At 55.0% G+C, this 25,716-nt stretch carries 19 protein-coding genes and 1 tRNA gene; 16 read left to right on the forward strand and 4 right to left on the reverse strand.

The genetic code is table 11. From position 1 onward, the window contains the following. The first annotated feature begins 50 nt into the window (after nucleotides 1–50). Genes AB8B76_RS07185 through AB8B76_RS07205 form a run of 5 tightly spaced genes read left to right on the forward strand, consistent with a single transcriptional unit; the run spans nucleotide 51 to nucleotide 8,748 of the window. Nucleotides 51–2,120 (forward strand): hydantoinase/oxoprolinase family protein, encoded by a 2,070-nt coding sequence (locus AB8B76_RS07185; protein WP_405271337.1) that lies wholly within the window; start codon nucleotides 51–53, stop codon nucleotides 2,118–2,120. A gap of 1 nt (nucleotide 2,121) precedes the next feature. Beyond that, the gene (locus AB8B76_RS07190; protein WP_405271338.1) at nucleotides 2,122–4,011 is read left to right on the forward strand and encodes a hydantoinase B/oxoprolinase family protein; all 1,890 of its coding nucleotides are present in this window, start codon (nucleotides 2,122–2,124) and stop codon (nucleotides 4,009–4,011) included. A 3-nt stretch (nucleotides 4,012–4,014) separates the two neighbouring features. Continuing rightward, on the forward strand, nucleotides 4,015–4,614 hold the full coding sequence (locus AB8B76_RS07195; protein WP_405271339.1) for an isochorismatase family protein: 600 nt from the start codon (nucleotides 4,015–4,017) through the stop codon (nucleotides 4,612–4,614). Then, complete coding sequence (locus AB8B76_RS07200; RefSeq protein WP_405271340.1) at nucleotides 4,611–6,215, forward strand: sigma 54-interacting transcriptional regulator; 1,605 nt, start codon at nucleotides 4,611–4,613, stop codon at nucleotides 6,213–6,215. The genes AB8B76_RS07195 and AB8B76_RS07200 overlap by 4 nt, the downstream gene beginning before the upstream one ends. 19 nt (nucleotides 6,216–6,234) lie before the next feature. Beyond that, nucleotides 6,235–8,748, forward strand: a complete 2,514-nt coding sequence (locus tag AB8B76_RS07205; protein WP_405271341.1) for a TonB-dependent receptor — start codon at nucleotides 6,235–6,237, stop codon at nucleotides 8,746–8,748. A 91-nt stretch (nucleotides 8,749–8,839) separates the two neighbouring features. On the opposite strand, the gene AB8B76_RS07210 is transcribed toward AB8B76_RS07205, so the two are convergent. Together AB8B76_RS07210 and gcvP are read right to left on the reverse strand one after the other, a co-directional pair. After that, entirely contained in the window at nucleotides 8,840–11,230 is a 2,391-nt protein-coding gene (locus AB8B76_RS07210) for an EAL domain-containing protein (RefSeq protein WP_405271342.1), read from the reverse strand. Between the two features lie 142 nt (nucleotides 11,231–11,372). Continuing rightward, complete coding sequence (gcvP, locus tag AB8B76_RS07215; RefSeq protein WP_405271343.1) at nucleotides 11,373–14,270, reverse strand: aminomethyl-transferring glycine dehydrogenase; 2,898 nt, start codon at nucleotides 14,268–14,270, stop codon at nucleotides 11,373–11,375. A 163-nt stretch (nucleotides 14,271–14,433) separates the two neighbouring features. On the opposite strand from gcvP, the gene AB8B76_RS07220 reads away from it, so the two are divergent. Beyond that, nucleotides 14,434–15,657, forward strand: a complete 1,224-nt coding sequence (locus tag AB8B76_RS07220) for a serine hydrolase domain-containing protein (RefSeq protein WP_405271344.1) — start codon at nucleotides 14,434–14,436, stop codon at nucleotides 15,655–15,657. Nucleotides 15,658–15,722: 65 nt separating this feature from the next. On the opposite strand, the gene greB is transcribed toward AB8B76_RS07220, so the two are convergent. After that, on the reverse strand, nucleotides 15,723–16,226 hold the full coding sequence (greB, locus tag AB8B76_RS07225; RefSeq protein WP_405271345.1) for a transcription elongation factor GreB: 504 nt from the start codon (nucleotides 16,224–16,226) through the stop codon (nucleotides 15,723–15,725). A 178-nt stretch (nucleotides 16,227–16,404) separates the two neighbouring features. Between greB and AB8B76_RS07230 the strand changes: the two genes are divergently transcribed. Continuing rightward, entirely contained in the window at nucleotides 16,405–17,247 is an 843-nt protein-coding gene (locus tag AB8B76_RS07230) for a M23 family metallopeptidase (protein ID WP_405271346.1), read from the forward strand. Between the two features lie 42 nt (nucleotides 17,248–17,289). Here AB8B76_RS07230 and AB8B76_RS07235 read toward each other — a convergent pair whose 3' ends face one another. Further along, nucleotides 17,290–17,883 (reverse strand): hypothetical protein, encoded by a 594-nt coding sequence (locus AB8B76_RS07235; protein WP_405271347.1) that lies wholly within the window; start codon nucleotides 17,881–17,883, stop codon nucleotides 17,290–17,292. A gap of 140 nt (nucleotides 17,884–18,023) precedes the next feature. Between AB8B76_RS07235 and AB8B76_RS07240 the strand changes: the two genes are divergently transcribed. From AB8B76_RS07240 to AB8B76_RS07280, 9 genes are all read left to right on the forward strand, one after another. Further along, nucleotides 18,024–18,209 carry a Trm112 family protein gene (locus tag AB8B76_RS07240; RefSeq protein WP_008296215.1) on the forward strand — a complete coding sequence of 62 codons (186 nt, stop codon included), beginning with the start codon at nucleotides 18,024–18,026 and terminating at the stop codon, nucleotides 18,207–18,209. 60 nt (nucleotides 18,210–18,269) lie between these two features. Next, entirely contained in the window at nucleotides 18,270–18,617 is a 348-nt protein-coding gene (locus tag AB8B76_RS07245) for a histidine triad nucleotide-binding protein (protein WP_405271348.1), read from the forward strand. Nucleotides 18,618–18,726: 109 nt separating this feature from the next. After that, the gene (alaS, locus tag AB8B76_RS07250) at nucleotides 18,727–21,330 is read left to right on the forward strand and encodes an alanine--tRNA ligase (RefSeq protein ID WP_405271349.1); all 2,604 of its coding nucleotides are present in this window, start codon (nucleotides 18,727–18,729) and stop codon (nucleotides 21,328–21,330) included. 1 nt (nucleotide 21,331) lies between these two features. Next, entirely contained in the window at nucleotides 21,332–22,576 is a 1,245-nt protein-coding gene (locus AB8B76_RS07255; RefSeq protein WP_405271350.1) for an aspartate kinase, read from the forward strand. 47 nt (nucleotides 22,577–22,623) lie between these two features. After that, nucleotides 22,624–22,818: a carbon storage regulator CsrA gene (gene csrA / locus AB8B76_RS07260; RefSeq protein ID WP_405271351.1), complete on the forward strand. Its 195-nt coding sequence runs from the start codon at nucleotides 22,624–22,626 to the stop codon at nucleotides 22,816–22,818. Nucleotides 22,819–22,840: 22 nt separating this feature from the next. Then, a complete protein-coding gene (locus AB8B76_RS07265; RefSeq protein WP_405271352.1) occupies nucleotides 22,841–23,542 on the forward strand; it encodes a nitroreductase family protein in 702 nt (233 codons plus the stop codon). A gap of 52 nt (nucleotides 23,543–23,594) precedes the next feature. After that, nucleotides 23,595–23,685 (forward strand) — tRNA-Ser (locus tag AB8B76_RS07270). A 264-nt stretch (nucleotides 23,686–23,949) separates the two neighbouring features. Further along, nucleotides 23,950–24,552, forward strand: coding sequence for a TetR/AcrR family transcriptional regulator (locus AB8B76_RS07275; RefSeq protein WP_405271353.1), 603 nt, complete (start codon nucleotides 23,950–23,952; stop codon nucleotides 24,550–24,552). 66 nt (nucleotides 24,553–24,618) lie between these two features. Next, nucleotides 24,619–25,716, forward strand: a 1,098-nt coding sequence (locus tag AB8B76_RS07280; RefSeq protein WP_405271354.1) for a sulfatase-like hydrolase/transferase, incomplete at its 3' end; no start/stop codon positions are given.

Consider the following 25,716-nt stretch of genomic DNA (forward strand, 5'->3'; position numbering starts at 1 on the left):
TTTTTTGCGTCAGCTTCAGGCGGCGCTGCAATCAGGTAGAAGGACGAGGAATGAGTTACCGATTAGGTGTAGACGTAGGCGGAACTTTCACAGATTTTCTGCTGTTGAATGAAGAAAGTGGAGAAACTTTCACAGCCAAGGTGCCATCGACCCCCGAGGATTCGTCCATCGGCGTTTTGAATGGCATAGCGCGAATCTGCGACGAGTCAGGTGTAAATCCAAAAGATATTGAGCTGGTTATGCACGGTACGACCGTGGCGACTAACGCCGTGCTCACTGGTCGCGGCGCGCGCGTTGGACTTGTTACCACCGCTGGCTTCGAAGATACCTTGCAGGTCGCTCGTTCCTATTGCCCGGGTGGTCTGGGTGGATGGGTCAGCTTTGTTAAAAGTCCTTTACTCGCGCCCCTGGAGCTCACCATCGGTGCCGCCGGTCGCATCGGCGCGGATGGGGAGATTGTTGAGCCGATCGATGAGGATTCTCTGCGACGAGATCTCCAGGCGCTGCGTGATCGCGGCGAAGTTGAGGCTCTGACTATCTGTTTGATCAACGCCTACATAAATTCCGAACACGAGCGGCAAGTCGCTGCCATCGCTGCGGAGATCTTTGTGGATACCCCTATATCGGTGTCCAGCGATGTCGTTCCGGAAATGCAGGAGTACGAGCGAACAGAGACCACGGTTGTTAACTCCTACGTGCGTCCCGAAGTGGCTCGCTACGTTAACAACCTTCAGGCTGCCCTGGATGAGCGTTTGGGCGAGGGAGCTCAGCTTTCTATCCTGCGATCCGATGGTGGGTTGGCGTCGGCGCGTGCGGCAGCAGATTCACCTGTGAACTTGTTGATGAGTGGCCCAGCGGGTGGGGTGGCCGGCGCAATCTATTTTTGTGAGCGGGCCGGTTTCCGCGACATTCTCACCTTTGATATGGGCGGCACCTCTACTGATGTAGCTCTCATTCAGGATGCCCGCGCCCGAGTACGGCGCGAGACCATAGTCGGAGATGTTCGCGTTCGCGCGCCTTCCGTAGATGTCCGCACGGTCGGTGCCGGTGGAGGATCTATTGCATTCGTGCCTGAGCTGACGAAAGCACTGCGTGTTGGGCCGGAGTCAGCAGGCGCTGTTCCTGGCCCAGCTTGCTATATGAAGGGCGGCGAAGAGCCCACGGTATGTGACGCTAACGTCGTACTCGGCTATTTACCGTCCGATGTTCAGCTTGGCGGCAAGATGCAGATCAATCGCGACGCTTCAGAAAAGGCGGTGCAGAAGGTTGCTGATGCCATGGGCATCGACCTTATGGAAGCCGCCGAAGGCATCATCAAAATAGTTAATGAGTCGATGTTTGGTGCACTCCGACTTGTGTCGGTCGAGCAGGGCTATGATCCGAGAGACTTTGCGTTGGTGGGTTTTGGCGGTGCAGGTCCTCTGCATGCGAACGCGCTGGGTATTCTCACAGACGCCTGGCCGGTGATTGTGCCTCCAGGTCCAGGCGTTTTATGTGCTTATGGTGATGCGACGACTCAAGTTCAGGACGAAGCCGCTCGCACCTATTTGACGATGGCTGGAGACCTTAGTGACGCACAGATGCTGACGGATTTGCATGAATTGCGCGATCGCGCTGGCGAGTCGCTCCGAGCTGATGGCATTCCTGATGCAGAGCAGGAAGTTTCCTATCAGGCTGATCTTCGCTACGCGGGGCAAGCCTTTCAGATCACTGTGGACTTCGATGAACAGGAGCTCATGGATAAAGGCGTCGCACTGCTCACTGAAGCCTTTGACGCCGAGCACGAGCAGCTGTTCACGTTCAAGCTGGGCGACGGTCATGAGATATTGATGATCCGAGCCGTCGTGAAAGCGGCCGCCCGCAAGATCGCGGATAAGCATGTGGCTGCGAGCGAGAGCTCACTTGACGAGTGCAAGATACATGACAGCCGTTTCTACTTTGAGGGTGCCTGGCACCCGGCGCCCATCTACGATCGCGGGCGTCTGCACGAAGGCCTGGATGTTGCTGGCCCCTGTGTGGTTGCGGAAATGGACTCGACCACTGTAGTGCTTCCGGGCTATACGGCAAAAGTAGACGCCGTTGGCAATCTTTTGATCAACCCAAGCAATGGAGGCGCCTGATATGCCCGCGATCATCAAAGAGACTAATACCGCGGCACTTCAGAGTGTCGACGTCGATGGCGTGACGGTCGATATTATTGAGAATGCTCTGCGCAACGCTCGCGAAGAAATGGACGCGGTACTGTTTAGAACCGCGATGTCGCCAGGTATCCGTGAGCAGGGCGATTGTTTTCCCATGATCGCCAACCGTGAAGGCAAAATGGTTGTGGGTCAGTTTGGATCTTTTATCGGCCCCTTTCTGGAAGCTTACGACGCGGAGATCGAGGAGGGAGATATTATCCTCACGAACGATCCTTACATGTGTAACGCTGCGGTTTCTCACTTGCCCGATTGGGTGGTTCTTGTGCCTGTATTCAAGGGCGGTCGCCACATAGCCTGGTCGGCTATGTTTGGGCACATGTCCGACAACGGTGGAATGGTTCCGGGTTCTATCCCCATCGAGGCCACCACCATTTATCAGGAAGGCATTCGCATACCGCCTACGAAGCTTTACAAGCGCGGTGAACTGCAGACTGATCTGCTGGAGCTTATTCTGCATAACGTGCGAACGCCGCAATGGAATCGCTTTGATCTAAATGCCTTGGTGGCAGCCTGCAACACGGCGGCTAAGCGCTGTGTGGAGCTGGCGGAGCGCTTTGGTGATGATGTGCTCAAGTCCACCATGGACGTGATGCTTGATCGCAACCATTCAGCAATGAAGCACATCATCGAGATGTTTATCCCGGAAGAGCCTCGGGAATTCGAAGATTATCTTTGCGACGACGGCATGGGTATGGGTCCCTATCGGATTAAATGCCGTATGTGGCGCGAGGGCTCCACCGCCATCTTTGACTTTGATGGCACGGATCCCCAGGCGCAGAGTTCTGTGAACTTCTTCCTCAATGAGGATATGTTCAAGATGTTCTTTGGTTCCTTCACTATCAACGTGGTGGATCCCCAGATCGTATTCAACGACGGTTTTTATGATCTTGTGGACGTGCGTATCCCTGAAGGCACGCTCCTAAAGCCCAGGTTCCCCGCAGCCTTGTCAGGACGTACTCATGCCCTGGGACGAATTTTTGATTTGCTAGGCGCGTTACTGGGTATGGGGGCGCCAGAGCAAATGCTTAACGCAGCTGGCTTTTCTGATTCACCGCACCTTTTTTATTCGGGCTACGATCAGCGCCCCGGTAAGGACGGCGAGTGGTTCCAGTTGTTTCAGATTGGTTTCGGCGGCATACCAGGCCGTCCTGTTGGTGACGGACCTGATGGCCACTCTCTGTGGCCGGGCTTTACTAATGTTCCCAATGAGTTCATTGAGTCCTACTTTCCACTGCGCATAGAACGCTATGAAACCATTTGCGATTCTGGTGGCGCTGGACTCCACCGCGGTGGTAATGGTCTTTCTGTCGCCTATCGGTTTTTGGCAGATGGCGAGATCGGTATTCACGATGAGCGCTGGTTGACCCATCCCTGGGGGGTTCTGGGCGGTGATACGGGGCAGCGTTCTACGAAGCGTCTGGTGCGGGGCGATGGCAGTGAGCAATGGTTGCCGGCCAAGGTAGAGGGCATAAAGGTCAAGGCAGGCGACTTGCTGTACTTTAATACCTGGGGTGGCGGCGGCTGGGGTGATCCCTTCGCACGGGACCCCGAGCTAGTTCGTGCGGACGTAGCGAGGCGCTTGGTTAGTGCAGACGGCGCAAAGCGATACGGCGTGGTGATGGCTGCTGATGGCAGCGTCGATACTGATGCCACAGAGTCCCTTCGCCAGCAGCTTCGGTCAGAGCGCAGCGACGATCAGCCTCTGTTTAATCGCGGTGGCACGATCGAGGAGATTAAGGCGCGCTGTGAAGAAGAGACGCATCTTCCTCCACCAGTGACCCCGCAATTTCCTGCGGAGCGTCAAGCCTGAGTCATGCCTGATCTCGCCCGACAACCGCTAGCACTCGGAGCCCGTCCGGCTTTGTTGCTGATCGATATGATCAACGCGTTTACTGATTCCAGGAGTCCTCTCGGATCAGAAAGCGATGCGGTCGTCGCGGCCTGCGCTGATTTGCAAACAATTTTTCGCAGTCGTGATTTGCCGGTGTGCTTCACTACCGTGGCGTACTCGAATGAAGCTCAAGCTGCCGTATTTCGAGAACGGCTTCCTGCGTTGAATACTCTCTCCAAGGACAGCCTTGCGGTAGAGGTTGACGATCGACTCAGCCCCCTGGCTTCAGAGCCGGTTTTTGAGAAGCACTACGCCAGTGCATTTTTTGCCACGGGGCTTCAGCAGTGGTTAAAGGATCAGGCAGTGGACTCTCTGGTGATGGTGGGTTTAACCACGAGTGGTTGCGTAAGAGCATCGGTGGTGGATGGACTGCAACATGACTACGTGGTTTGGGTGGTTGAAGAAGCAGTAGGTGATCGCAACAAAGAGGCTCATAACGCGAACCTGCACGATATGCACGCGAAATATGCTGAAGTCGTATCGTTGGATGATGTGCGCGATGCGATTGAGGTCGCTTCATGAGCAGCCGCGCGCGCATCTTACTCATCGGCTATCGCAAGTTCAGCGAACTTATTAACTCTGTACTACCCGAGTACAAGGATGAGGCTGAGATCATTATCGTAGAGTCCGTGGCATCGGGGAGTGTGGACTATCAGGCCCTGGTGAAGGAGCACAAGCCCGACGTGATCGCCAGTGCAGGATCAAACGCTGCTTTCCTGCAGAACTCACTGAAGGTCCCAGTCATCGCTCAACCGGTAACCGATACCGATATTGTGGATGCAGTGGCGCGAGCTCGACGTATTGCTGAACGGGTTCACGTGTTCACCTACGCCGCGGTGCCGGAATCTGAAGGGCGTCTGTTTACTGCCTTGCCAGCATTGTTGGGTGGGAGTCTTCGGCACCAAAGCTATGCAACGACTGACGAGGCGGCTGAGAAGCTTCTGGCCATGGCGGCGGCTGGCAGTGCCGACGTGGTCGTGGGTCCAAGCTATATTTGCGAGTTAGCGACCCGTCGAGGCCTGCCCGCAGTACTGATCTACAGTCGAGAGTCCGCGCGCTCAATGCTCGATGAGGCTTTACGCCAGGCTCGTGTGCGCTCAGCAGAGCGAGACACGGCGCAATCACCAGGCCGATTCGTGATCGACTCTCCGCAAATGTCCCGCGTTGCGGAATTGGCGCGGACCTACTCTCGAGGCAGTGCTGCGGTGCTACTTCAGGGAGAAAGTGGTACTGGTAAGGAGCACATCGCGCGAGAGATTCATCAGGCCTCGGACTATCGCAACGGGGCGTTGGTTGCCATCAACTGTGGCAGCATCCCCAATGAGCTTTTCGAGAGCGAACTTTTCGGCTACGTCGATGGAGCTTTCACGAGCTCTCGGCGAGGCGGCCGAGTAGGATTGGTCGAACAAGCCAACGGCGGTGTTCTATATCTGGACGAGGTCGGGGAGATGCCTCTCTCGCAACAAGTGAAGCTGCTTCGGGTATTGCAGGAGCGGAGTGTGCGGCCTGTGGGTAGCACCCGAGAATTACCTCTCGATTTTAAGGTGATCGCAGCTACTAACGCCGATCTGCAAGAAGCGGTAGATGCCGGTCAGTTTCGAGATGATCTTTATTACCGCCTCAACGTATTTACTTTAAGACTTCCGCCCCTTCGGGAGCGGCCTGAGGACGTGGAAGCCATTGCCGAGCATTATTTGGCTGAGTACGCGAGGCAGTATGAGGTTGATTTGGATGTTGCGGCCTTGATGGCTCAGTTAACAGGCCCTTTCCTGGGGTACCGTTGGCCGGGGAATGTTCGTGAACTGCAGAACTTTGCAGAGCGGCTCGCTGTGAACGCAGCTCAAGGTGTTGCGGTGGACCAATTGGAGCTTGAGGAGCTTCTTCCGGAGCTATCAGCAGTGCAGCCTGCCCGGCAGATGCCCGCAGGTTTGCTTAAGGAGCAGGAGTGCCGAGCTATTGCTGAGGCAATGCAGCGCTTCGCCGGAGATAAGAACGCGGTCAGTAAAGAGTTAGGTATTAGTCCCACCACCTTGTGGCGGCGCCTCAAGGAAATGGACCTGAATCAAGATTTCGGCACCGATGGTGCTGGCAATAAGAAAAGCAATCAACACTCACGAGGGTAGGAGAACGGGAATGCAAAGCATGAAGAAACCGCTAGTGCAGGCTTTGGCAGCGACGCTGTTATTGCCTGCAACGCAATGGGTGATGGCTCAGGGGAATAACCTCGCCATCGAAGAAGTGGTGGTAACGGCGCGAAAGCGTTCTGAGAACCTTCAGGAAGTACCCATCGCGATTTCTGCTATCGATGAGGACACGATTCAGCGTGCAGGCATTCAGCGTGCGGGTGATTACGTCGGTCTGGTACCCAACGTTACTCTCGTAGATTCAGCGAACGTGGGTGATACACAGTTAAGCATTCGCGGCATCATTTCTACACGAGATGCGGAATCGACCTTCGCTTATGTCGTCGACGGCGTCTTAAGCACCAACCCGAACAGCTTTAACGAAGAGCTCTTCGATGTTCAGCAGATTGAGGTCCTGAAAGGTCCTCAGGGCGCTCTTTATGGTCGGAACGCCGTGGCTGGTGCGATTCTTGTTACCACCAAAGAGCCGACTAACGAATTTGAAGGTCGCGTGGGAGGCACCGTTGGAAATGTCGGTACTCTCCGTGGGAACGCGATGTTTAGCGGTCCTATCGTAAAGGATAAGTTGCTGGGTCGTATCGCTATCAGCACCAGCGAGACCGACGGTTTTTACGAGAACATTTTCACCAATCAGGATGATGTTGTTGATTATCTTGAAGACACTAGCGTGCGTGGTCGTCTCAAGTGGAATGTTACTGACGATCTGACCATAGACTTCAGGGGTGGTTACTCCGATGTCAGTGCTGGCGCTATCAACTTCAACGCCGGATTTGCGATTCCCGCATTTGTTGACGCTTTTGGTGCGCCTAATTACAACCAGGATGTTAATGACGTGGATTTCCGTTTCACGTTCAACACGCCGGGCGAGAATGAGCAGACCACCACGGACTTTGCGATCAAGCTGGATTGGGCTTTGGACTTTGCGGACCTTGTTGCGAGCGTTGCCTACAGCGATCTAGAAGAGTCTCTGCTTTCTGATGGCACAGCAGCGACCTTCTATGGCTACGAGCTGACACCATCCTGTCAGGCAGGTCGCGGCGAATTAAACAGCTTTACTCGTCCTGATTTGTTCGGCGAACCGTTCAACCCCTTTGGCGTCTTGCCGCCGGGTGCTGACTTCCAGGGTGTCTACGGCCCATACAATCCTCTGACCTGTGATGGCTATCAGTATCAAGAGCGTAATCAGGAAGACATTAGTATTGATGCGCGTTTAGTCGGCCCTGAAGACGACGCGATTCGCTGGATCGCGGGCGTTTACTACGCAGATATTGAGCGAGAATCGCTGGTGGGCTACGGTGCTGACCAAGGGCAGGGGTTCCTAAAGCAGCCCTACGTTGACCCAACGGGACCTAATCCCACTGATCTCCTTTTCTGGGATGAATTTAACACTGAGGTGTATGCCATCTACGGGCAGTTGGAGTTCGATCTGTCCGACACCATGGAGCTGTCTTTCGCGCTGCGCTATGACCGTGAAGAGCGAGAGGTCAGTAACAAGGTGCCTAACGTTCTGAACTCGGGCCTCAACATTAACCTGCTGGATCCGGCGACGGGCGCTCCATTGCCGATCAACCCGGCCTTTGCCAACAACCCTAATGGCATTCCTGATCGTGCGCGTGACTTTAGTCAGCTTCAGCCCAAGGCAACATGGAACTGGGCGATGACTGATGCTGTGAACGTGTATGCAAGCTATGGTCTTGGATTTCGAAGCGGTGGCTTCAATGCTATCGGTACCGAGGACTTGTTGAACTTCTGGTTTAACTCAGGTTTTGGTGGCCCGGGCGAAGTCGTTGATGCGCAGCTTCAGGTAACCGACGACTATGACAAGGAAATCTCCACCGCCTTTGAAGTAGGCTTTAAGTCCGAACTGATGGATCGTCGTCTGCGCTTAAATGCCGCTGCCTTCCGCACGGATGTTGAAGACAATCAGTTCTTTGAGTTCTACGCGGGACCTTTCGGAATCTTGCGTACAGTTACAACTATCGATGAGCTCTATATTCAGGGTATCGAGGCGGACTTCACCTTCATTGCGACTGAATACCTTACAGTCTATGGCGGAATAGGCCTCATGGATTCTGAGATTGAGAAGAACAATCACCGTCCTCTGTCTGAGGGCAATGATGTTCCTCAAGCGCCAGAGACAACCGGTAACCTTGGTGCGGAGCTAAGCTTCCCCGTGGGCGGCAACATGCAGTTGGTGAGCCGATTGGATTGGCAGTACACCGGCGAGATGTGGTTCCACACCCTACAGGGTGAGGAGACTCCCACAATTTGGAACGCCTTCTTCGGTCCTGGATTCAATCAGAACTTCTCCAAGTCATCTCGCGATGCGTTTAGCACCGTGGACTTGCGAGTAGGGCTCGAGGGCGAAAACTGGGCGATTACCGCCTGGGGTCGCAACATCACCGATGAGGAGTATCTGCAGGAAGTGATTCCTACGCCCGAGTTCGGCGGAAGCTTTTTGCATCCTTCTGCGCTTCAAAGCTACGGAGTGGACTTCCGTTACAGCTTCTAAAACCTTTAGAAGTTGAAAAGGCGCCTCCGGGCGCCTTTTTTTCGCATGGGCATTTTGGGTAAGACAATCTTGCAAGCGTCGTGTGGCGGGCTCAGGCCTTATGCGAACGTAAAAGCGCCTCCGCGCGCGGCGCATACATCGGCATGCCATACAGAAAACCCTGAAAATGCGTGCAGCCAAGTCCCTTTAGCACCTGTGCCTGCGTGTCCAGCTCAATACCCTCCGCGATGACTGGTATGTCAAGTGCGTCGCCCAGTGCGAGTACCGCCCCGGCAATGATGCGATCGCTTTCATCACTGGCAATGTTGTCTACGAAGGACTTGTCTAGTTTGAGTCGATCTATGGGCATGCGCTTTAGATAGGACAGGGAAGAGTAGCCGGTGCCAAAGTCGTCGATGGCGAACATCACACCTAATGCTCTGAGCTCATGCATGCTCTCAATGAGTGCTTCTGTATCCTTCACCAAAACGCTCTCCGTGAGTTCTAGCTCAAGTTTTTCTGGAGGGAATTGGGTGTCCTGGATGACCTTCTTTACTTGCGCTACGAAGTCTTCGGCGCGGAACTGGGGCGCAGATACATTGACCGCCAGGTGACCGAACTCCAGTCCCTCAGCCAGCCAATGGCTACCTTGAATGCAAGACTGTTCGAGTACCCAGTGACCAATGTCGCGGATCAGTCCGGTACGTTCGGCTTGAGGAATAAACTGCGCAGGGGGTACCTTTCCTAGTGTGGGGTGATGCCAGCGCAGGAGAACCTCTAGCCCGAGGAGTGTTTGGCTGTCATTAATCACTTGCGGTTGATACGCCAAACGAAGTTCTTTTTTTGCTATGGCCTCGCGAAGAGCAGAGTCAATGAGGACATTCTGAAATGCCTGTCGCGTTAGATGCTCTGAGTAAAATCGGAAGGTGTCGCGGCCTTGATCTTTTGCGTTGTACATCGCTGCGTCGGCATTGCTCATCAGCGTTTCGGCGGTTTGCCCATCATCGGGGAATATGCTGATTCCAATGCTTGCACTTACCGATACGCTGCGGCCCTCCAGGATCATAGGCTTGCGAAGGGCACCAATGACTTTCTCTGCAATGTTGGTGGCGTCTTCGGGTGATCCGATGTCGTCAAGGAGCATGAGGAATTCGTCTCCACCAATTCGGCCGACGCTATCATCTTCACGAAGCACATCTCGGAGCCTGTTCGCGGTGATACCGAGGAGCCTGTCTCCAGCGAGATGCCCGAGGCTGTCGTTGATGTTTTTAAAGCCATCGATATCGAGAAAGAATACAGCAAGGTGATCAGAGCGACGCTGAGCGCGGCGAATGCCGTGCTCGAGCCGCTCATTAATAAGAAAGCGGTTGGGCAGATTGGTCAGCGGATCGTAGTACGCGAGTTTTTGCAGCTGGGCTTCGGTCTCTTTGAGTTGGCTGATGTCACTGAAGATTGCCATGAAGCCGCCATCCGGGCCGTCAATTTTACTAATCGTGAGTAGCTCGGGAAAAACGGTTCCAGACTTTCTCCGGTTCCATATCTCGCCTCGCCATACACCATTTTTCTGCAGGGCGTGCCACATTGTCTGATAAAAATCTGCGTCATGACGCCCGGACCGCAGTAGGTTTGTGGACTCCCCTATAGCCTCATCGCGGCTGTATCCGGTTATGCGGGAGAACGCAGCGTTCACATCCCGGATGCGGCCGTCTGCATCAGAGATGAGGATTCCTTCGCCGCTATTGTTGAACAATGCCGCAGCCTGAAAGAGCTCGCGTCTAGCCGCGTGTTCCAGCGATATATCTCTACCCACCCCACAGATAACCGACTCTCGCTCTACGGTGGCGGCAGACCAGGCAATGACTCGGTAACTGCCGTCCTTGTGCCGATAACGATTTTCAAAGTACAGGGTTTTCAGACCCCTTGACAGGTTGACCATTTCGGCAACGGTGCTTTCCTGATCCTCCTCGTGCACAAGATCCAGAAAGTTACGCCCAATAAGTTCTGAAGGGGTGTAGCCTAAAACGAGTTGCCACGCACTGTTTGCGAGTGCAATGACGCCGTCAATGCTCGCGACCAAGTGCATACCGTTGGGCTGCTGAAAGAACGTATCGTAGTAGTGCTCAGCATTGTGCTGGCCTGTGACATCAACAAGCACGCCTGAAGCGTACGCTACGCTGCCTGAGTCGGCTTCATAACTTTGACCAACCGCGCGATACCACCGAACATCGCCGTTGTCGAGGAGGGCTCGAAAATCGACTTTGATAAGGCCTGGCTCGATCATAAGTTGAGCCATGGCTGCTTGAAAGTCGTCGACGTCCTCGTCGAGAATCTGACCGAGGATAGTATCTACGCAAAGGGGCAATTCGTCGTTGCGCACTTGCAGCATTTCAATGCCATCGTCGGAAAGCTGAAATTCGCCGCTCTTCGCGTCCCAGCGCCACGTGCCGATACCTGCCGACAGGAACACAGCATCGCTTTGCGGCAAGAGATGTGTCTCACTCACTACAGCTACCACCTCGTCAGGGATGACACTCCTGAGTGTAGCTAGCTTTTCGCCATCGCGCTAACGTCATCGCCTGCTTAACGTTATTCACGCTGCTGAGTGATGTGTGCGACTTCGATAAACGCTCTTGTCGGTAAACTGTTTATCCCAAAGTAGTTTCGCTCTCAGTGCTTTCACGAAAGCTGTCGATAGACGGACAGGCGCAAAACAGATTCCGGTCGCCGTAGACGTTGTCGATACGGCTTACCGGTGGCCAGTACTTGTCTTGCTGGAGAGAGTCCATAGCAAACGCGGCTTGCTTACGACTATAGGCGTGAGTCCATTCCTCTGTCGTCAGATCACGTAGCGTGTGCGGTGCGTTGACCAGCGGGTTATCTTCCAGCGACCAGCGTCCACTCTCCACTTCACGTATTTCTTCACGAATGGTGATAAGCGCATCGCAGAAGCGATCGATCTCTGCAAGAGACTCGGATTCCGTGGGTTCTATCATTAGAGTGCCGGCGACAGGGAATGACATCGTGGGAGCATGAAAGCCAAAGTCCATGAGTCGCTTGGCGATGTCTTCCTCGCCGATGCCGCTAGCCTCTTTGATCGGACGAATATCAATAATGCACTCGTGAGCGACGGTGCCGCTGCTACCCGTATAAAGCACGCCATAATGATCGCGCAGTCGATGGGCAATGTAGTTTGCGGACACGATGGCAACTTTACTGGCCTGTGTCAGTCCACGGGCACCCATCAGTGCAATGTAGGCCCAGGAAATCGGCAAGATTGATGCACTGCCGTAGGGAGTTGCTGACACGACGTCGTTATCTGGTGAAAGTCCCGGAACGGGTACTACGGGGTTTGACGGCAGGAATGGTTGCAGGTGCGCGCCGACGCCGATGGGTCCCATGCCGGGACCGCCACCGCCGTGGGGTATGCAAAAGGTCTTGTGCAGGTTGAGGTGAGACACGTCTGCGCCGAACTTACCGGGAGCTGCTAAGCCGACTAAAGCGTTGAGATTGGCGCCATCGACATATACCTGACCACCATGTTCATGCACGATCTCACAGACCTCTACGATGTCCTCCTCAAAAACCCCGTGTGTGGAGGGGTAGGTCACCATGATCGCTGCCAACTGCTCACTGTGTTGCTCAGCCTTTGCGCGAAGGTCAGCTGTGTCGACATTGCCTTGCTCGTCGCACTCAACGATGACAACACGCATTCCTGCCAGCACCGCGCTCGCGGGATTTGTTCCGTGTGCAGACGATGGAATAAGGCATACGTTGCGGTCCGTATCCCCCCGGCTTTCGTGGTAGCGCTTGATCACTAGCAAGCCTGCGTACTCTCCCTGGGATCCCGCATTGGGCTGCAGCGATACAGCGTCGTAACCAGTGCATTCCGTGAGCATTCGCTCAAGATCCGTCAGGAGCTCTGCATAACCCGCCGCCTGGTCAAGGGGCGCAAACGGATGTATCGCACCGAAACCTTCCCAGGTGACCGGCAACATCTCAGTGGTGGCATTCAGCTTCATGGTGCAACTGCCCAGTGCAATCATGGAGCGATTGAGGGCGATATCTTTGCTTTCGAGACGGCGCATATAGCGCAGCATTTCAGTCTCAGAATGATATTCGTTGAAGAGTGGATGCTGAAGGTAATCGACGTCGCGGTGCAGGTCGTCCGGAATGCCGTTTTCCACGTCGAGACTATCGATGCTTACAGGTTCTCCGGTGATTACTTCCAAGAGTAGTTCAAGGTCGGCACGCGTAGTTGTTTCATCCAGCGAAACCCCCAGTGTTTCAGTACTGTCGCAGCGCAGGTTGACGCCCTTGGCCTCTGCGCGAGCCAATATGCTTTCTCTTTGATCGTCGCTTGCGATCGTCAGGGTGTCCACGAAGTGCGAGTTAAGAACCTTTACGCCCGATGAACGCAGCGCCGAAGCCAGTGCGCCCGTTAGTAACTGCACGCGCTCGGCGATTTGGCGCAGACCCGCTGGTCCGTGATACATCGCATAAAAAGCCGCCATAACCGCGAGTAAGGCTTGCGCTGTACAAATGTTGCTTGTGGCCTTCTCACGCCGAATATGTTGTTCCCGGGTTTGCATTGCCATACGCAGGGCAGGGCGCCCATCGCGATCGACGGAGACACCAATAATGCGTCCGGGGGTCGAGCGCTTGTAAGCATCTCGCGTGGCAAAGAACGCCGCGTGAGGTCCGCCGTAGCCCATGGGGACACCAAAGCGCTGGCTATTGCCAACAACCACATCGGCACCGAGCTCCCCCGGAGACTTGAGCAGTAAAAGCGCTAGCAGGTCGCTCGCTACCACGACCAAAGTGTTTTGAGCGTGGGCTGTTTCTATGGTTTCGGTGGGGTCAGACACGTTGCCGCTGCTGCCCGGATATTGAATGAATACGCCGAAGGCATCCCCTTGCTGCAGCAATTGTGCAGCATTGCCATGCACAATCTCGATGCCCAGTGGTTCGGCTCGGGTTTTCAGGACAGCAAGGGTCTGCGGGTGGCAGTCGCTATCCACAATGAAGCGCATGCTCTTGTTCTTTTTGTTGACCCGTTGGGTCAGCGTCATTGCCTCTGCTGCGGCACTCGCCTCGTCCAGCATGGACGCGTTGGCGAGCTCCATACCGGTCAGATCCATAATGACCTGTTGGTAGCTGAGCAAGGCTTCGAGGCGTCCTTGGGATATCTCTGCCTGATACGGCGTGTACGCGGTATACCAACCCGGGTTCTCCAGCACGTTTCTTTGGATGACCGCGGGGGTGTGGGTGCCGTAGTACCCCATGCCGATGAAATTTTTGCAGATGCGATTTTTCTCTGCCATTGCCTTTAAGCGGGAGATAACATCGACTTCGCGTTGAGGGCCGTCTAAGGCCATGGGATTGCTCAGGCGGATGTTTGAGGGGACGGTGGCGTCGATGAGAGACTCAACGCTGTCGTACCCGGCGGCTAAGGCCATTTCGCTCTGTTGTGCAGCGCTAGGCCCTATGTGTCGGGCGAGAAACTCGTCGTGGCCTTCAAGTGTCGTGAGGCGGTCCATGCTCATGGTAGCGTTCCACAAATGCGGGGGCTGGTTGCCCGTTGGAAAGCGCGCCATTTTAGCAGCGTGGTCGCCGGACCAGCAATTGCCGTGGCGGTTTTGTATACCTTAATCACCGCCTCCATTACACTTGCGCGCTTTCGAAAATCACGACTTGGAGCCAGGAGCAATGGATTTTACTCGCGTTGATCCCTCCCGCGCAGCGATGTCCGAGGGTCGCCTCAAACGCATCGGTGAGCATCTGGAGCGGAGCTATGTGGAGCCGGGCAAAATCGCCGGCTGCCTTACCGCTGTTTTGCGTGGCGATCAGCTCGCGTACCTACACATTGCTGGTCAGCGTGATCGCGAGCGCGAACTCCCAATGACTGACGATACGGTCTTTCGTATCTATTCCATGACCAAGCCCATTGTATCCATTGCGCTCATGACGCTTTGGGAGCGTGGCTTGTTTTCACTTAATGATCCGGTTCATCGATTTATTCCTCAGTGGAAAGGCCTCCAGGTGCGAGAGGGTGGGAGTTATCCTGAGTTCCAAACCCGAGCTCCCGAGCGTCCAATGCGGATTCGCGACTTACTGACGCACCAGTCAGGTCTTACTTACGACTTTATGCAGTCTACGGAGATCGATAGGGCGTACCGAAAACTTAAGGTAGCCAGACCCGTTGAGGGGTACACGCTCCAGGATATGATTGAGCAGCTCGCTACGCTGCCCCTGGAGTTTTCGCCCGGAGATCGCTGGAACTACTCGGTGGCCACGGATGTGGTGGGTTACCTCGTGGAACGGATCAGCGGCCAGAGTCTTCCGGAGTATTTGCAGTCGACCATTTTTGATCCCTTGGGAATGTGCGACACCTCCTTTAGTCCCCGAGATGACCAATTGCATCGCTTCGCGTCCTGTTACACAAGAGATGGGCAGAAACGACTGGTCCTTCAGGATGATGCTCAATCGTCGCAATACATGGGCCGCAGCTTTTACTCCGGTGGTGGTGGATTGGTATCTACCGCTGCCGATTATTTACGCTTCTGTCAGATGCTTCTTGGCAGAGGGGCGTTTAACGGGCAGCGGATCATTAGTCGCAAGACTCTGGATCTTATGACGGCTAATCATCTACCTGAGGAAGCTGATCTGGCGAGCGTCGCCATGGCCGGCTTTACCGAAACCGACCATGAAGGTGTGGGCTTTGGCTTGGGCTTCGCGTCCAAGGTCGATCCCGTCGTTAATGGCTACCCGGCAACGCAGGGGAGCTTTTATTGGGGAGGTATGGCGAGCACGCTATTCTGGGTTGATCCAGCCGAGGATCTTGCGGTGGTGTTCATGACGCAGCTGATACCCTCGAGCACCTTTAATTTTAGAGGGCAATTGGAAGCGCTCGTGTATGCTGCTCTCGACTAGTGGCGCTGGGCGAGTGGTGCTCGGCTAGCGGTACTGGACTAGTAGTACGGGGCAAGAATAGCCGCTTAACTGTGGCGATAAGCAACGTCCAGTACCTCCAGCTCTCTTAGGCCCCCCGGGCTCTCGAGGTTTACACAGTCGCCAACGCCTTTTCCCAAAAGCGCTCGGGCGATGGGCGCATCGATAGACACTTCGCCTCGAGAAGATTCGAACTCATCGGGCCCGAGGATGGTGAAGCTTTGCTGAGCACCATGTTGATCTTCGACCTCTACAGTTGCTCCAAAAAATATCCGTTCCTGGTCGCTCGGGGGTTCGCGCACGACCTGAAGGACTTCGAGTCGCTTGCTGATAAACCGTACTCTGCCGTCAATTTCTCGAAGGCGTTTCTTGCCGTAAATGTAGTCACCGTTCTCCGAGCGGTCTCCGTTCTTGGCGGCATCCTGTACAGCCAGTGCTACCACGGGTCGCTCTTTGCGCCATAAATCGTCAAGTTCCGCTCGCAGTCGCGCCTCACCTGCAGCCGTGATTAGTGGTGTCCCTCGCGGGCGTGGTGCTCTGTACCGTCCCATAGCAGTATTCTAGCCTGGCAGGTGTCCTTTGGAGTGCATTTCCCGTGGTGTTAAGACGATCTATCCATACAAATGCCCGGGGCTTATTGCTGCATACACCAGAGGCACCTACACTCGCCATATGAGATCACATTACTTTTTCAGAGCATGTTTCGCAGGAGCCTTTGCGGCTTCCTTTGTGTCGTCTGCCTTGGCTCAATGCGTCGATGTGCAAGGAGACCCCGTGGAGGGCGGCTTGATCTGGGCAAAAGTTGCACCGGACACCCCGGTACAGCTGGATGATCAGCAGTTAACGGTGACGCCCAATGGCTACGTAGTAGCAGCCTTCCATAGAGATGCGCCGAAAAGCAGTGTGCTGCGAGTAGGGAGCGACTGCGAGCACCCGGTAATTGTTGCTCAGCGTGAGTATCGGATTTCGCGCGTGGAGGGGGTTCCCCAAAGGACCGTGACGCCACCCAAAGAGCAGCTAGAGCGAATTCGTCGTGAGCGGCAGTTGGTGGCCGCCGCAAAGGCACAAGTAATTGAGCGCCCCGATTGGCTCATGCAGATTGATGGTGGCTTTGTTTGGCCAGTGCAGGGGCGGATTTCGGGTGTCTACGGCAGTCAGCGTTTTTACAACGGTAAGCCAGGAAGCCCGCACTATGGTGTGGACGTCGCTGTTCCCACGGGAACGCCAATTTATGCGCCAGCTGCGGGTCGGGTCACGCTGGCCGAGCAGGATTTGTTCTACTCAGGGGGTACCGTCATTCTTGATCATGGCTACGGTCTGTCGTCATCCTTCCTGCATATGAGTGAGGTGTCTGCAAAAGTAGGTGACGAGCTGGAAATAGGCGATCTAATCGGTGCAGTGGGTGCAACAGGGAGGGCGACGGGACCCCATTTGGACTGGCGGATGAGCTGGAGAGATCGGCGGGTCGACCCGCAAAGACTCGTGCCGCCTATGCCCAAACCCCAGCCTGCGCCTAAACCCCAGCCTGCGCCTAAACCCGAGCCGGCACCTCAAAAATCCACTCAGGAGTAACGTCGCTCCCTCGCCGATAGATCGGCGGGGAGCGAGGTCAATTTACATCTCTGCTGCTTTTTCGATCCCAACAGCCAGCGCCTGAGTAAAGGTAATCACTACAGACTGACCAATGCTGAGCTGCTCAATGCGCTCGGCGCTAACGTCGCCAATGACGTGAGCTTTGCCGCGAGAATCCATGATGGTCACGGTTCCCAGAAGGCGGTTCATGCCTTCGATGGTGCACACAGCACGAACCGCTGACACCATAGCGCCGCCGGGTGCTTCGTCGTCACCTGCCACGCCGGCATCAGCACCTTCAACCCAAGGGTTGGCCATCTCTTCTTCTGTAGGCTCACGAAGCTCAGCGGCCAATGCTGCGAGATAGGTAACGACCAAAAAGTCACCGGGTACGACTTCGGACAGACGCTCTACTTGGGGGTCAACTTTGGTGGTCAGTTGCTCGCCCGTAGGGAGTTGAAGAACCATTTCTCGGGTTTCAGCATCCACAGCAATAACTTCGGCATCGACTTCGATTGCCATCGCACGCTCGGCGTGGTCTGACATGGGCTCTTCGTGATGGGCTGCGCCAGCGAAAGGCGCTGCGGTGAGGCTCGCCGCCAGGAAAATACTGGAAAGAACGTTGTTTAATGACATGAGATTGACTCTTATGGGGTTAATTCGGGCGCGAAATTCTCCTCCATGGTAGCCAGAAACACAAGACAAATGGCGTGAGAAGCGCCTGCAGCGGGCAAAAAACCGTATAATCGTATATTTCTGTGAAAGGATGACACACCGTGCTCGACAAGAAGCTTTTGAGCATCCTCGTATGCCCCGTGAGTAAGGCGCCCCTCGAATATCACGAGGCCAGCGAAGAGCTGTTTTGCAAGGCCAGCGGATTAGCGTACCCGGTACGAGATGGCATACCCGTGATGCTGGAAGAGGAAGCCCGCCAGCTCACGGCTGATGAGAAGCTGGGTTAGAAAATTGTCAAAGTAGGGTAGACACCGAAAAAATGTAGAGTAAAGAGGCAGGCGCTAGGCATGGCAGACAGTATTTTTACAATGATCATTAATGGCGAAATCCCGGCAGAGAAGATCTACGAAGATGATCACTGCATCGCGATCAATGACATTAATCCTCAGGCGCCGGTGCACGTGTTAGTGATACCTAAAAGAGTGATCGAAAAACTCTCTGACGCGCAGGGTGACGATCAAGCCCTGCTCGGCCATTTAATGCTCGCTGCAGGAAACGTCGCCAGACAGCTGGGTGTAGCCGAGGCCTTTCGTTTGATCATCAACAATGGAGAGGGCGCTGGAATGACAGTGCATCATTTGCACTTACACATCATTGCCGGTGGCACGCTATCTGAGGGTAAAATGGTCGGCTGAGTTCGCGCCCTGCGAACACCCAAGACAGCAGTATTTTTAAAAACGCGTACTGATAAAAACGCTTAGTCGCGATTTCGACCCCAGAAATCACCAGTAGAGAGAGTAAGGCATGAAAACCGGAGAAATCCGCGAGGCGTTTCTCGCCTATTTTGAGTCCCATGGCCATCAGCGAGTTCCTAGTAGCTCACTGGTGCCAGCCGATGACCCGACGTTGCTGTTCACTAACGCCGGTATGAATCAGTTCAAGGATGTTTTTCTTGGCGCAGAGTCGCGCCCCTACAACCGAGCGGTCAGTGCCCAGCGCTGCGTTCGTGCGGGGGGTAAGCACAATGACCTTGAGAACGTGGGCTACACCGCGCGGCACCACACCTTCTTCGAAATGCTGGGAAATTTCAGCTTCGGTGATTACTTTAAGCGTGAAGCGATTCGTTTTGCCTGGGATTTTCTTACGGTAAACCTGGGTCTCCCCAAGGAAAAACTTTGGGTCACCGTGCATATCAGTGATGACGAAGCGGAAAAAATCTGGATTGAGGAGATCGGCTTTCCAGCAGAGCGTATTTCTCGACTCGATGAAGATAATTTTTGGCAGATGGGCGATACGGGGCCTTGTGGGCCGAGTTCAGAGGTCTTTTATGACCACGGCGAAGACGTACCGGGAGGGCCTCCCGGAAGTCCCGATGATGACCTGGATCGCTACATAGAGATCTGGAACCTGGTATTCATGCAGTACAACCGCAGCGCTGATGGCGAGATGACCCCCTTACCCAAGCCCTCGGTAGATACGGGCATGGGTTTGGAGCGCATCGCGGCGATCCTCCAGGGTGTGCATAGCAACTATGAGATCGACCTGTTTCAGGCGCTGATCAAATCTGCCGCTGAGGTGGTGGGTACCAAGGATTACGCGGCATCTTCTTTACGCGTCATTGCCGATCATATTCGTTCCAGCGCGTTTCTTGTTATTGACGGCGTGTTACCGGGCAACGAAGGCCGTTCCTACGTGTTGCGCCGGATCATGCGCAGGGCGATTCGTCACGGCAACAAGCTGGGTGCTGACGCCTTGTTTTTTTACAAATTGGTCGGAACCCTCGTCGCTCAAATGGGAGACTTTTATCCCGAACTGTCAGAGCAGCAGTCGCGCATCGAAGACGTCATACGCGGTGAAGAAGAGCAGTTCGCCCGGACCCTTGAGCAGGGTATGGGAATCCTCAATGAAGCCCTCGCGGCGATGGACGGGGATGTCATTCCCGGCGATGTGGTGTTTAAGCTTTACGACACCTACGGCTTCCCTGTGGATCTGACTAACGATATTGCGCGGGAGAGAAACTTCAGTCTGGATATGCCCGGCTACGAAGCCGCTATGCAGGCCCAGCGAGAGCGTTCGAAAGAGGGCGGTGGCTTTACCGTAGATTACAACAGCACCCTGACGCTTGAGGGAGAGACGACATTTACCGGTTACGATCAGATCACCGGTAATGGAATCGTCGTCGCTTTGCTGCGCGACAGCGAGCAAGTGTCTGAACTGGGCGCCGGGGAACACGGCGTTGTGATTCTGGATCGAACACCGTTCTACGGAGAGTCCGGTGGTCAGGCGGGGGACAGCGGTTACCTCAGCGGCGAGGGCCTTCGTATGGAGGTCGGCGACACGACAAAGGCGCAGGGTCATCATCTACACCACGTCAAAGTCCTAGAGGGCTCTGTTGCTGTCGGCGATACGGTAGCCAGCGAGATTGATAACGAGCTCAGGCAGAATACCCGTCTCAATCACTCCGCAACGCACCTTTTACATGCCGCTCTTCGCAATGAGCTTGGCGATCACGTTGCTCAGAAGGGGTCTTTGGTCGACGGTCAGCGCCTTCGTTTTGACTTTTCCAACCCCGAAGCGATGACAGCCGAGCAAGTACGTGCTGTAGAAGACAGCGTGAATGCTCAAATCCGTGCCAACGCGGAAGTAACTACCCAAGTGATGAGCATGGATGATGCTCGCGAGGCCGGGGCCATGGCGCTCTTCGGTGAGAAATATGGCGACGAAGTTCGCGTGCTCAGCATGGGCGAAGATGGATTCTCGGTAGAGTTATGCGGAGGAACTCACGTGGGGCGCACTGGCGATATCGGCTTGCTGAGGATCCTCTCTGAGGGAGGACTCGCGTCAGGTGTTCGGAGGATAGAAGCGGTTACGGGCGCCCACGCCCTGCGGGAGATGCGCACAGTTGATGATGCTCTTGCCAATGTTTGTGAGGTGGTTCGTGGCACAAGGGAAAACGTCAGTGCCAAAGTCGCGGCTTTGCGCGGCCAAAATCGCGACCTCGAGAAAGAACTCGCGCGCTTAAAGCAAAAACTGGCGTCCTCGGCGGGCAGTGATATCACGGCGTCTGCGATAGAGGTCGAGGGCGTGAAGGTGCTCGCCACCGCTGTTGACGGTGCAGATGCTGGTTCGCTACGAGGGATCATGGATCAGTGCAAGAACAAAATTGGCAGTGGCGTGATACTGCTCGCGGCGGTGAATGACGACAAAGTTGCTTTGGTTGCGGGCGTAACCAAGGACCTCACGGATCGCGTTCGGGCGGGTGATTTAATGCGCGAATTCGCTGGACGTCTGGGTGGTAAAGGCGGCGGTCGTCCTGATATGGCCCAAGGCGGTGGTACTGAGCCGACTTTGCTGCCTGCAGCTCTGGAAGCGGTTCCGACCTGGGTAGCGGAAAATCTGAAGGCTTGAGATGTCACTGATTGTTCAAAAGTTTGGCGGCACTTCGGTAGGCAGTGTGGAGCGTATCGAGCAGGTGGCCGAGAAGGTTGCGAACTTTCGTGATCAGGGGCATGACATTGTCGTCGTAGTGTCTGCAATGAGTGGCGAAACTAACCGCTTGATTGATCTTGCTCAGCAGATACAGGACCAACCGGTGCCACGGGAAATGGATGTGCTGGTATCCACTGGAGAGCAGGTCACCACCGCTTTGCTGGCTATGGCCCTGCAAAAACGCGGCAAGGCGGCCAAGAGCTACAACGGCTCGCAGGTGCGTATTCTCACGGACGACGCCCACACCAAGGCGCGTATTCGAGAGATTGACGATGTTCGGCTCCACGCCGATTTAAAAAGCGGCCACGTGGTGGTTGTCGCTGGTTTTCAGGGGGTCGATGAGAAAGGCAACATCACCACCTTAGGGCGCGGTGGTTCAGACACGACTGCCGTGGCGCTTGCAGCGGCCCTTAAGGCTGACGAGTGTCAGATTTACACCGATGTGGACGGTGTCTACACGACCGATCCAAGGGTTGTGGACGGCGCGAAGCGTTTGGACAAAATCACCTTCGAAGAAATGCTGGAAATGGCCAGCATGGGATCCAAGGTGTTACAGATTCGAGCAGTGGAGTTTGCTGGCAAGTACAACGTGCCGTTGCGCGTTCTCCATAGCTTTCAGGACGGGCCGGGCACCCTCATCAGCCTAGAGGAAGAGGAAGACCTTATGGAAACCCCGACAATCGCCGGCATTGCCTTTAACCGCGACGAAGCCAAACTCACCATTCTTGGCGTTCCCGACATGCCTGGCGTCGCTTTTAAAATACTGGGCCCTATCGGCAAGGCGAACATCGAGGTCGACGTCATTGTTCAGAACGTGGCTGAGGACAACAGCACGGATTTTACCTTCACGGTCTCGCGCAGCGAGTTGGCCAGGGGTGAGGAAATCCTTAAGCAAATCGCCGCCGAACTGGGTGCGAGAGAGGTTCGCTCAGACAGCCGCATCGCCAAAATCTCTGTCGTTGGCGTGGGTATGCGCTCCCACGCCGGTGTCGCCAGCCAAATGTTTGAGGCGCTGGCTGACGTCGGAATCAATATTCAGATGATTACGACATCAGAAATTAAGATTTCGGTGATTATCGAAGAAAAGTTTCTGGAACTTGCGGTAAGGGCTCTGCATTCCTCTTTCGGGCTTGATGCGGAACCCACAGAGGAGTCTGCTGCCTAATCTGTGGTCGCGTCGCGTAAGCTTGGCGCCAACATAGGACGAATGACATGCTAATCCTGACACGAAAAGAGGGTGAGTCCCTTAGGCTGGGGGACGACATTACGGTCACCGTGGTCAGCGTAAAAGGCGGCAACGTGCGCATTGGGGTGAACGCTCCGAGAGATTTGGCGGTACACCGAGAAGAAATTTACGACAAAATCGCTGATGCCGGCTCAGAGCCAACTAGCGGCGACGAAAGCTAATGTATACCTCCTGAGCCGGTCTGTGAGCGACGACTACCAAGCGGTTCCACTGCCTGACGTTCAAAACCTGAGCGTTGAGCAGTCCCGTGAGCGCGCTTTAGGCTACTTAAAACATGTACAAGCTCGTCACTCCGTTCGCAGCTTCGCGGATACCCCGGTACCGGCCGATATCATCGAAGCCTGCGTTCTTGCTGCTGGCACGGCCCCTAGTGGTGCAAACCACCAGCCCTGGCACTTTGCTTGCGTCAATGCTCCCGACCTCAAACGGCAGATTCGTGAGGCTGCTGAGATTGAAGAAGCCGAATTCTATGGCGGACGAGGCGGGGATGAGTGGCTTAACAATCTCAGCAAACTAGGTACTGATCAGTTCAAGCCTTTTTTGGAGACGGCGCCCTGGCTTATCGCTGTTTTTGTCGAGCGCCAGGGTAAGGATGCAGAAGGCAATAAGCGCAAAAACTATTACATGTCTGAGTCCGTGGGTATCGCCACAGGGTTTTTATTGAATGCGCTCCATAGCGCAGGTCTGGCTACCCTGACGCATACGCCCAACCCTATGAAATTCCTTAGCAAGATTTTGAATCGACCATCCACCGAACGGCCCTACATGCTGATAGTGGTCGGTCATCCAGCTGCTGACGCGACAGTGCCTGCCGCGGCGTTGATAAAGAAACCGCTGGAGGAGATCGCGTCCTTTTTTGTGGAATCAAATGATTTGCCCGAGTAGGCTAAAACGGGTTTGACCCAATAGAGGACGGTGGTATCATCCCGCGCCTTACGGAGAAGTGGCCGAGTGGCTGAAGGCGCGCCCCTGCTAAGGGCGTATACGTTAATAGCGTATCGAGGGTTCGAATCCCTCCTTCTCCGCCAGATACAAGAAAGGGCCCCTCTGGGGCCTTTTTCGTATCTGTCACATAGTCACATACGGCGTCTCATGAGTGCATTGGGATTTGATTCACTGCGGTACGCCCGTCGGACTCTCCCCAGACCCTCCTTCTCTGCCGCACAGTCCGCAGCCTCTACGAGTTTCGACTAACGCGCAGCGCAGTTAGTCGAAACTGGAAACTCAGAACCCGTTTGTTGCATAGTTAGTGTCAATAAGTAAGCGTTTTCGGAGCGTAACTCGGGGTCAATATGTCAAACGATCAGCTTGACGAGGTTATAGACGGGCGCCGTCTGCGCAGCGAACGGAGTCGACTTGCCATCATTGAAGCGGCTTTGGCTTTGCAGGAAGAGGGCGTGCTGGTGCCGACTGCTCAGCAGATATCCGATCGTGCGGGACTGGGCATTCGTTCCTTCTTCCGTCATTTTGAGGACATGGAGTCTCTTTTTGAGGTGGCTGACAATCACATCCGAGATTCCTACGAAGCGCATTTTCTGGGCGGAGATCGCAGCGGCACGCTTGCGCAGCGGATTGACAAGGCTGTGGAACGTTATGCCGATGGTTATGAGGGTGTTAGCAATATTATGCTGGGAACTCAGGCGCAGCTGTGGCGCTACGAGGTGTTGCGCAAAAACTACGCCCGGAACCAGCGTGGCTTGCGCAAGGATCTAGATGACAGATTGCCAGAGCTCAAATCTTTAACCCGCGAGACTCGTGAAGCCATAGACGGCATAGCCTCCTTTGAAATGTGGCACAGGCTGCGGCGTCACCAAAAACTGAGTAAGAAGAGCAGTAGCAACATCGTAAAGAACTTGCTGAAGAATTTGATTGAAGGCAACGACGCGTACAGCTGACATGGCGGAACAATTTGCGGATCAGGGGGGAGCCGCCAGTTCTCGTCCACATGATCGGAGAAGAGAATGATTAGAAAAATACTCCTGCCCCTGCTGGTATTGCTTGTGGTAGCCGCCGGGGTTGGCTACTCGATGAAAACGCAGCTGCTCCTCGCCCTTGTTAAGTACAAGTCTGCCAACGAGTATGACGTTGGGCCTGCGCGCGAAATTAAATGGGCGCAAGGTCCCGCAGAGGCCGCTGCGGAGGCCCAGCAGCGGCCGCCGAATATCATTCTCATTGTCGCTGACGATCTCGGGTACAACGATATTTCTACATTTGGCGGTGGCGTGGCGGGTGGGCGTGTGCAGACCCCGCATATCGATCAGCTGGCGGCCGGAGGGGCGGTGTTTGCCCAGTCCTACTCCGGGGCGGGTACCTGTGCGCCGTCGAGAGCGATGATGATGACCGGGCGCTACCCGACGCGCACGGGGTTTGAGTTCACGCCGACACCCTCGGGTATGGGTGGAATGGTTTCCAGTATCGCGGCGGGATTGGACAATGGCTTACCGCCCGGCATCTACGATGCTGAGTTGGACGAATCCAAACCTCCCTACGAGACCCAGGGCCTGCCTTCTGAAGAAGTTACCGTCGCCGAGATACTACGAGACAAGGGATACCAGACTGCTCATATCGGCAAATGGCATCTGGGTCGTAAAAACGGCATGGCACCTAATGAGCAGGGCTTCGATGAGAGCTTGCTTATGGCCAGTGGCCTGTACCTCCCGGAGGACGACCCAAACGTGGTTAATGCCAAGTTGGACTTCGACCCTATCGATCAGTTTCTTTGGGCGCGCCTTGTCTATGCGAACAGCTTTAATACCGGCAATGAAGACCGTTTTGAGCCTGGCGGCTATCTTACGGATTACTGGACCGATGAATCCATTAAGGTGATCAAGGCCAACAAAAACCGGCCGTTCTTCCTTTATCTCGCTCACTGGGGTGTGCACACGCCCCTGCAGGCCACCCGGGAAGACTACGAGGCAGTCGGCGATATCAAGCCCCATCGCCTGCGCGTGTATGCCGCAATGATTCGCGCCCTGGATCGCAGTGTGGGCCGAATCAATGCGGCGCTGGAGGAAGAGGGCTTGGCTGACAATACTGTCGTGCTGTTCACCAGTGACAAT

It is taken from the genome of Congregibacter sp. (assembly GCF_045107095.1).
Classification (GTDB): Bacteria; Pseudomonadota; Gammaproteobacteria; order Pseudomonadales; family Halieaceae; genus Congregibacter.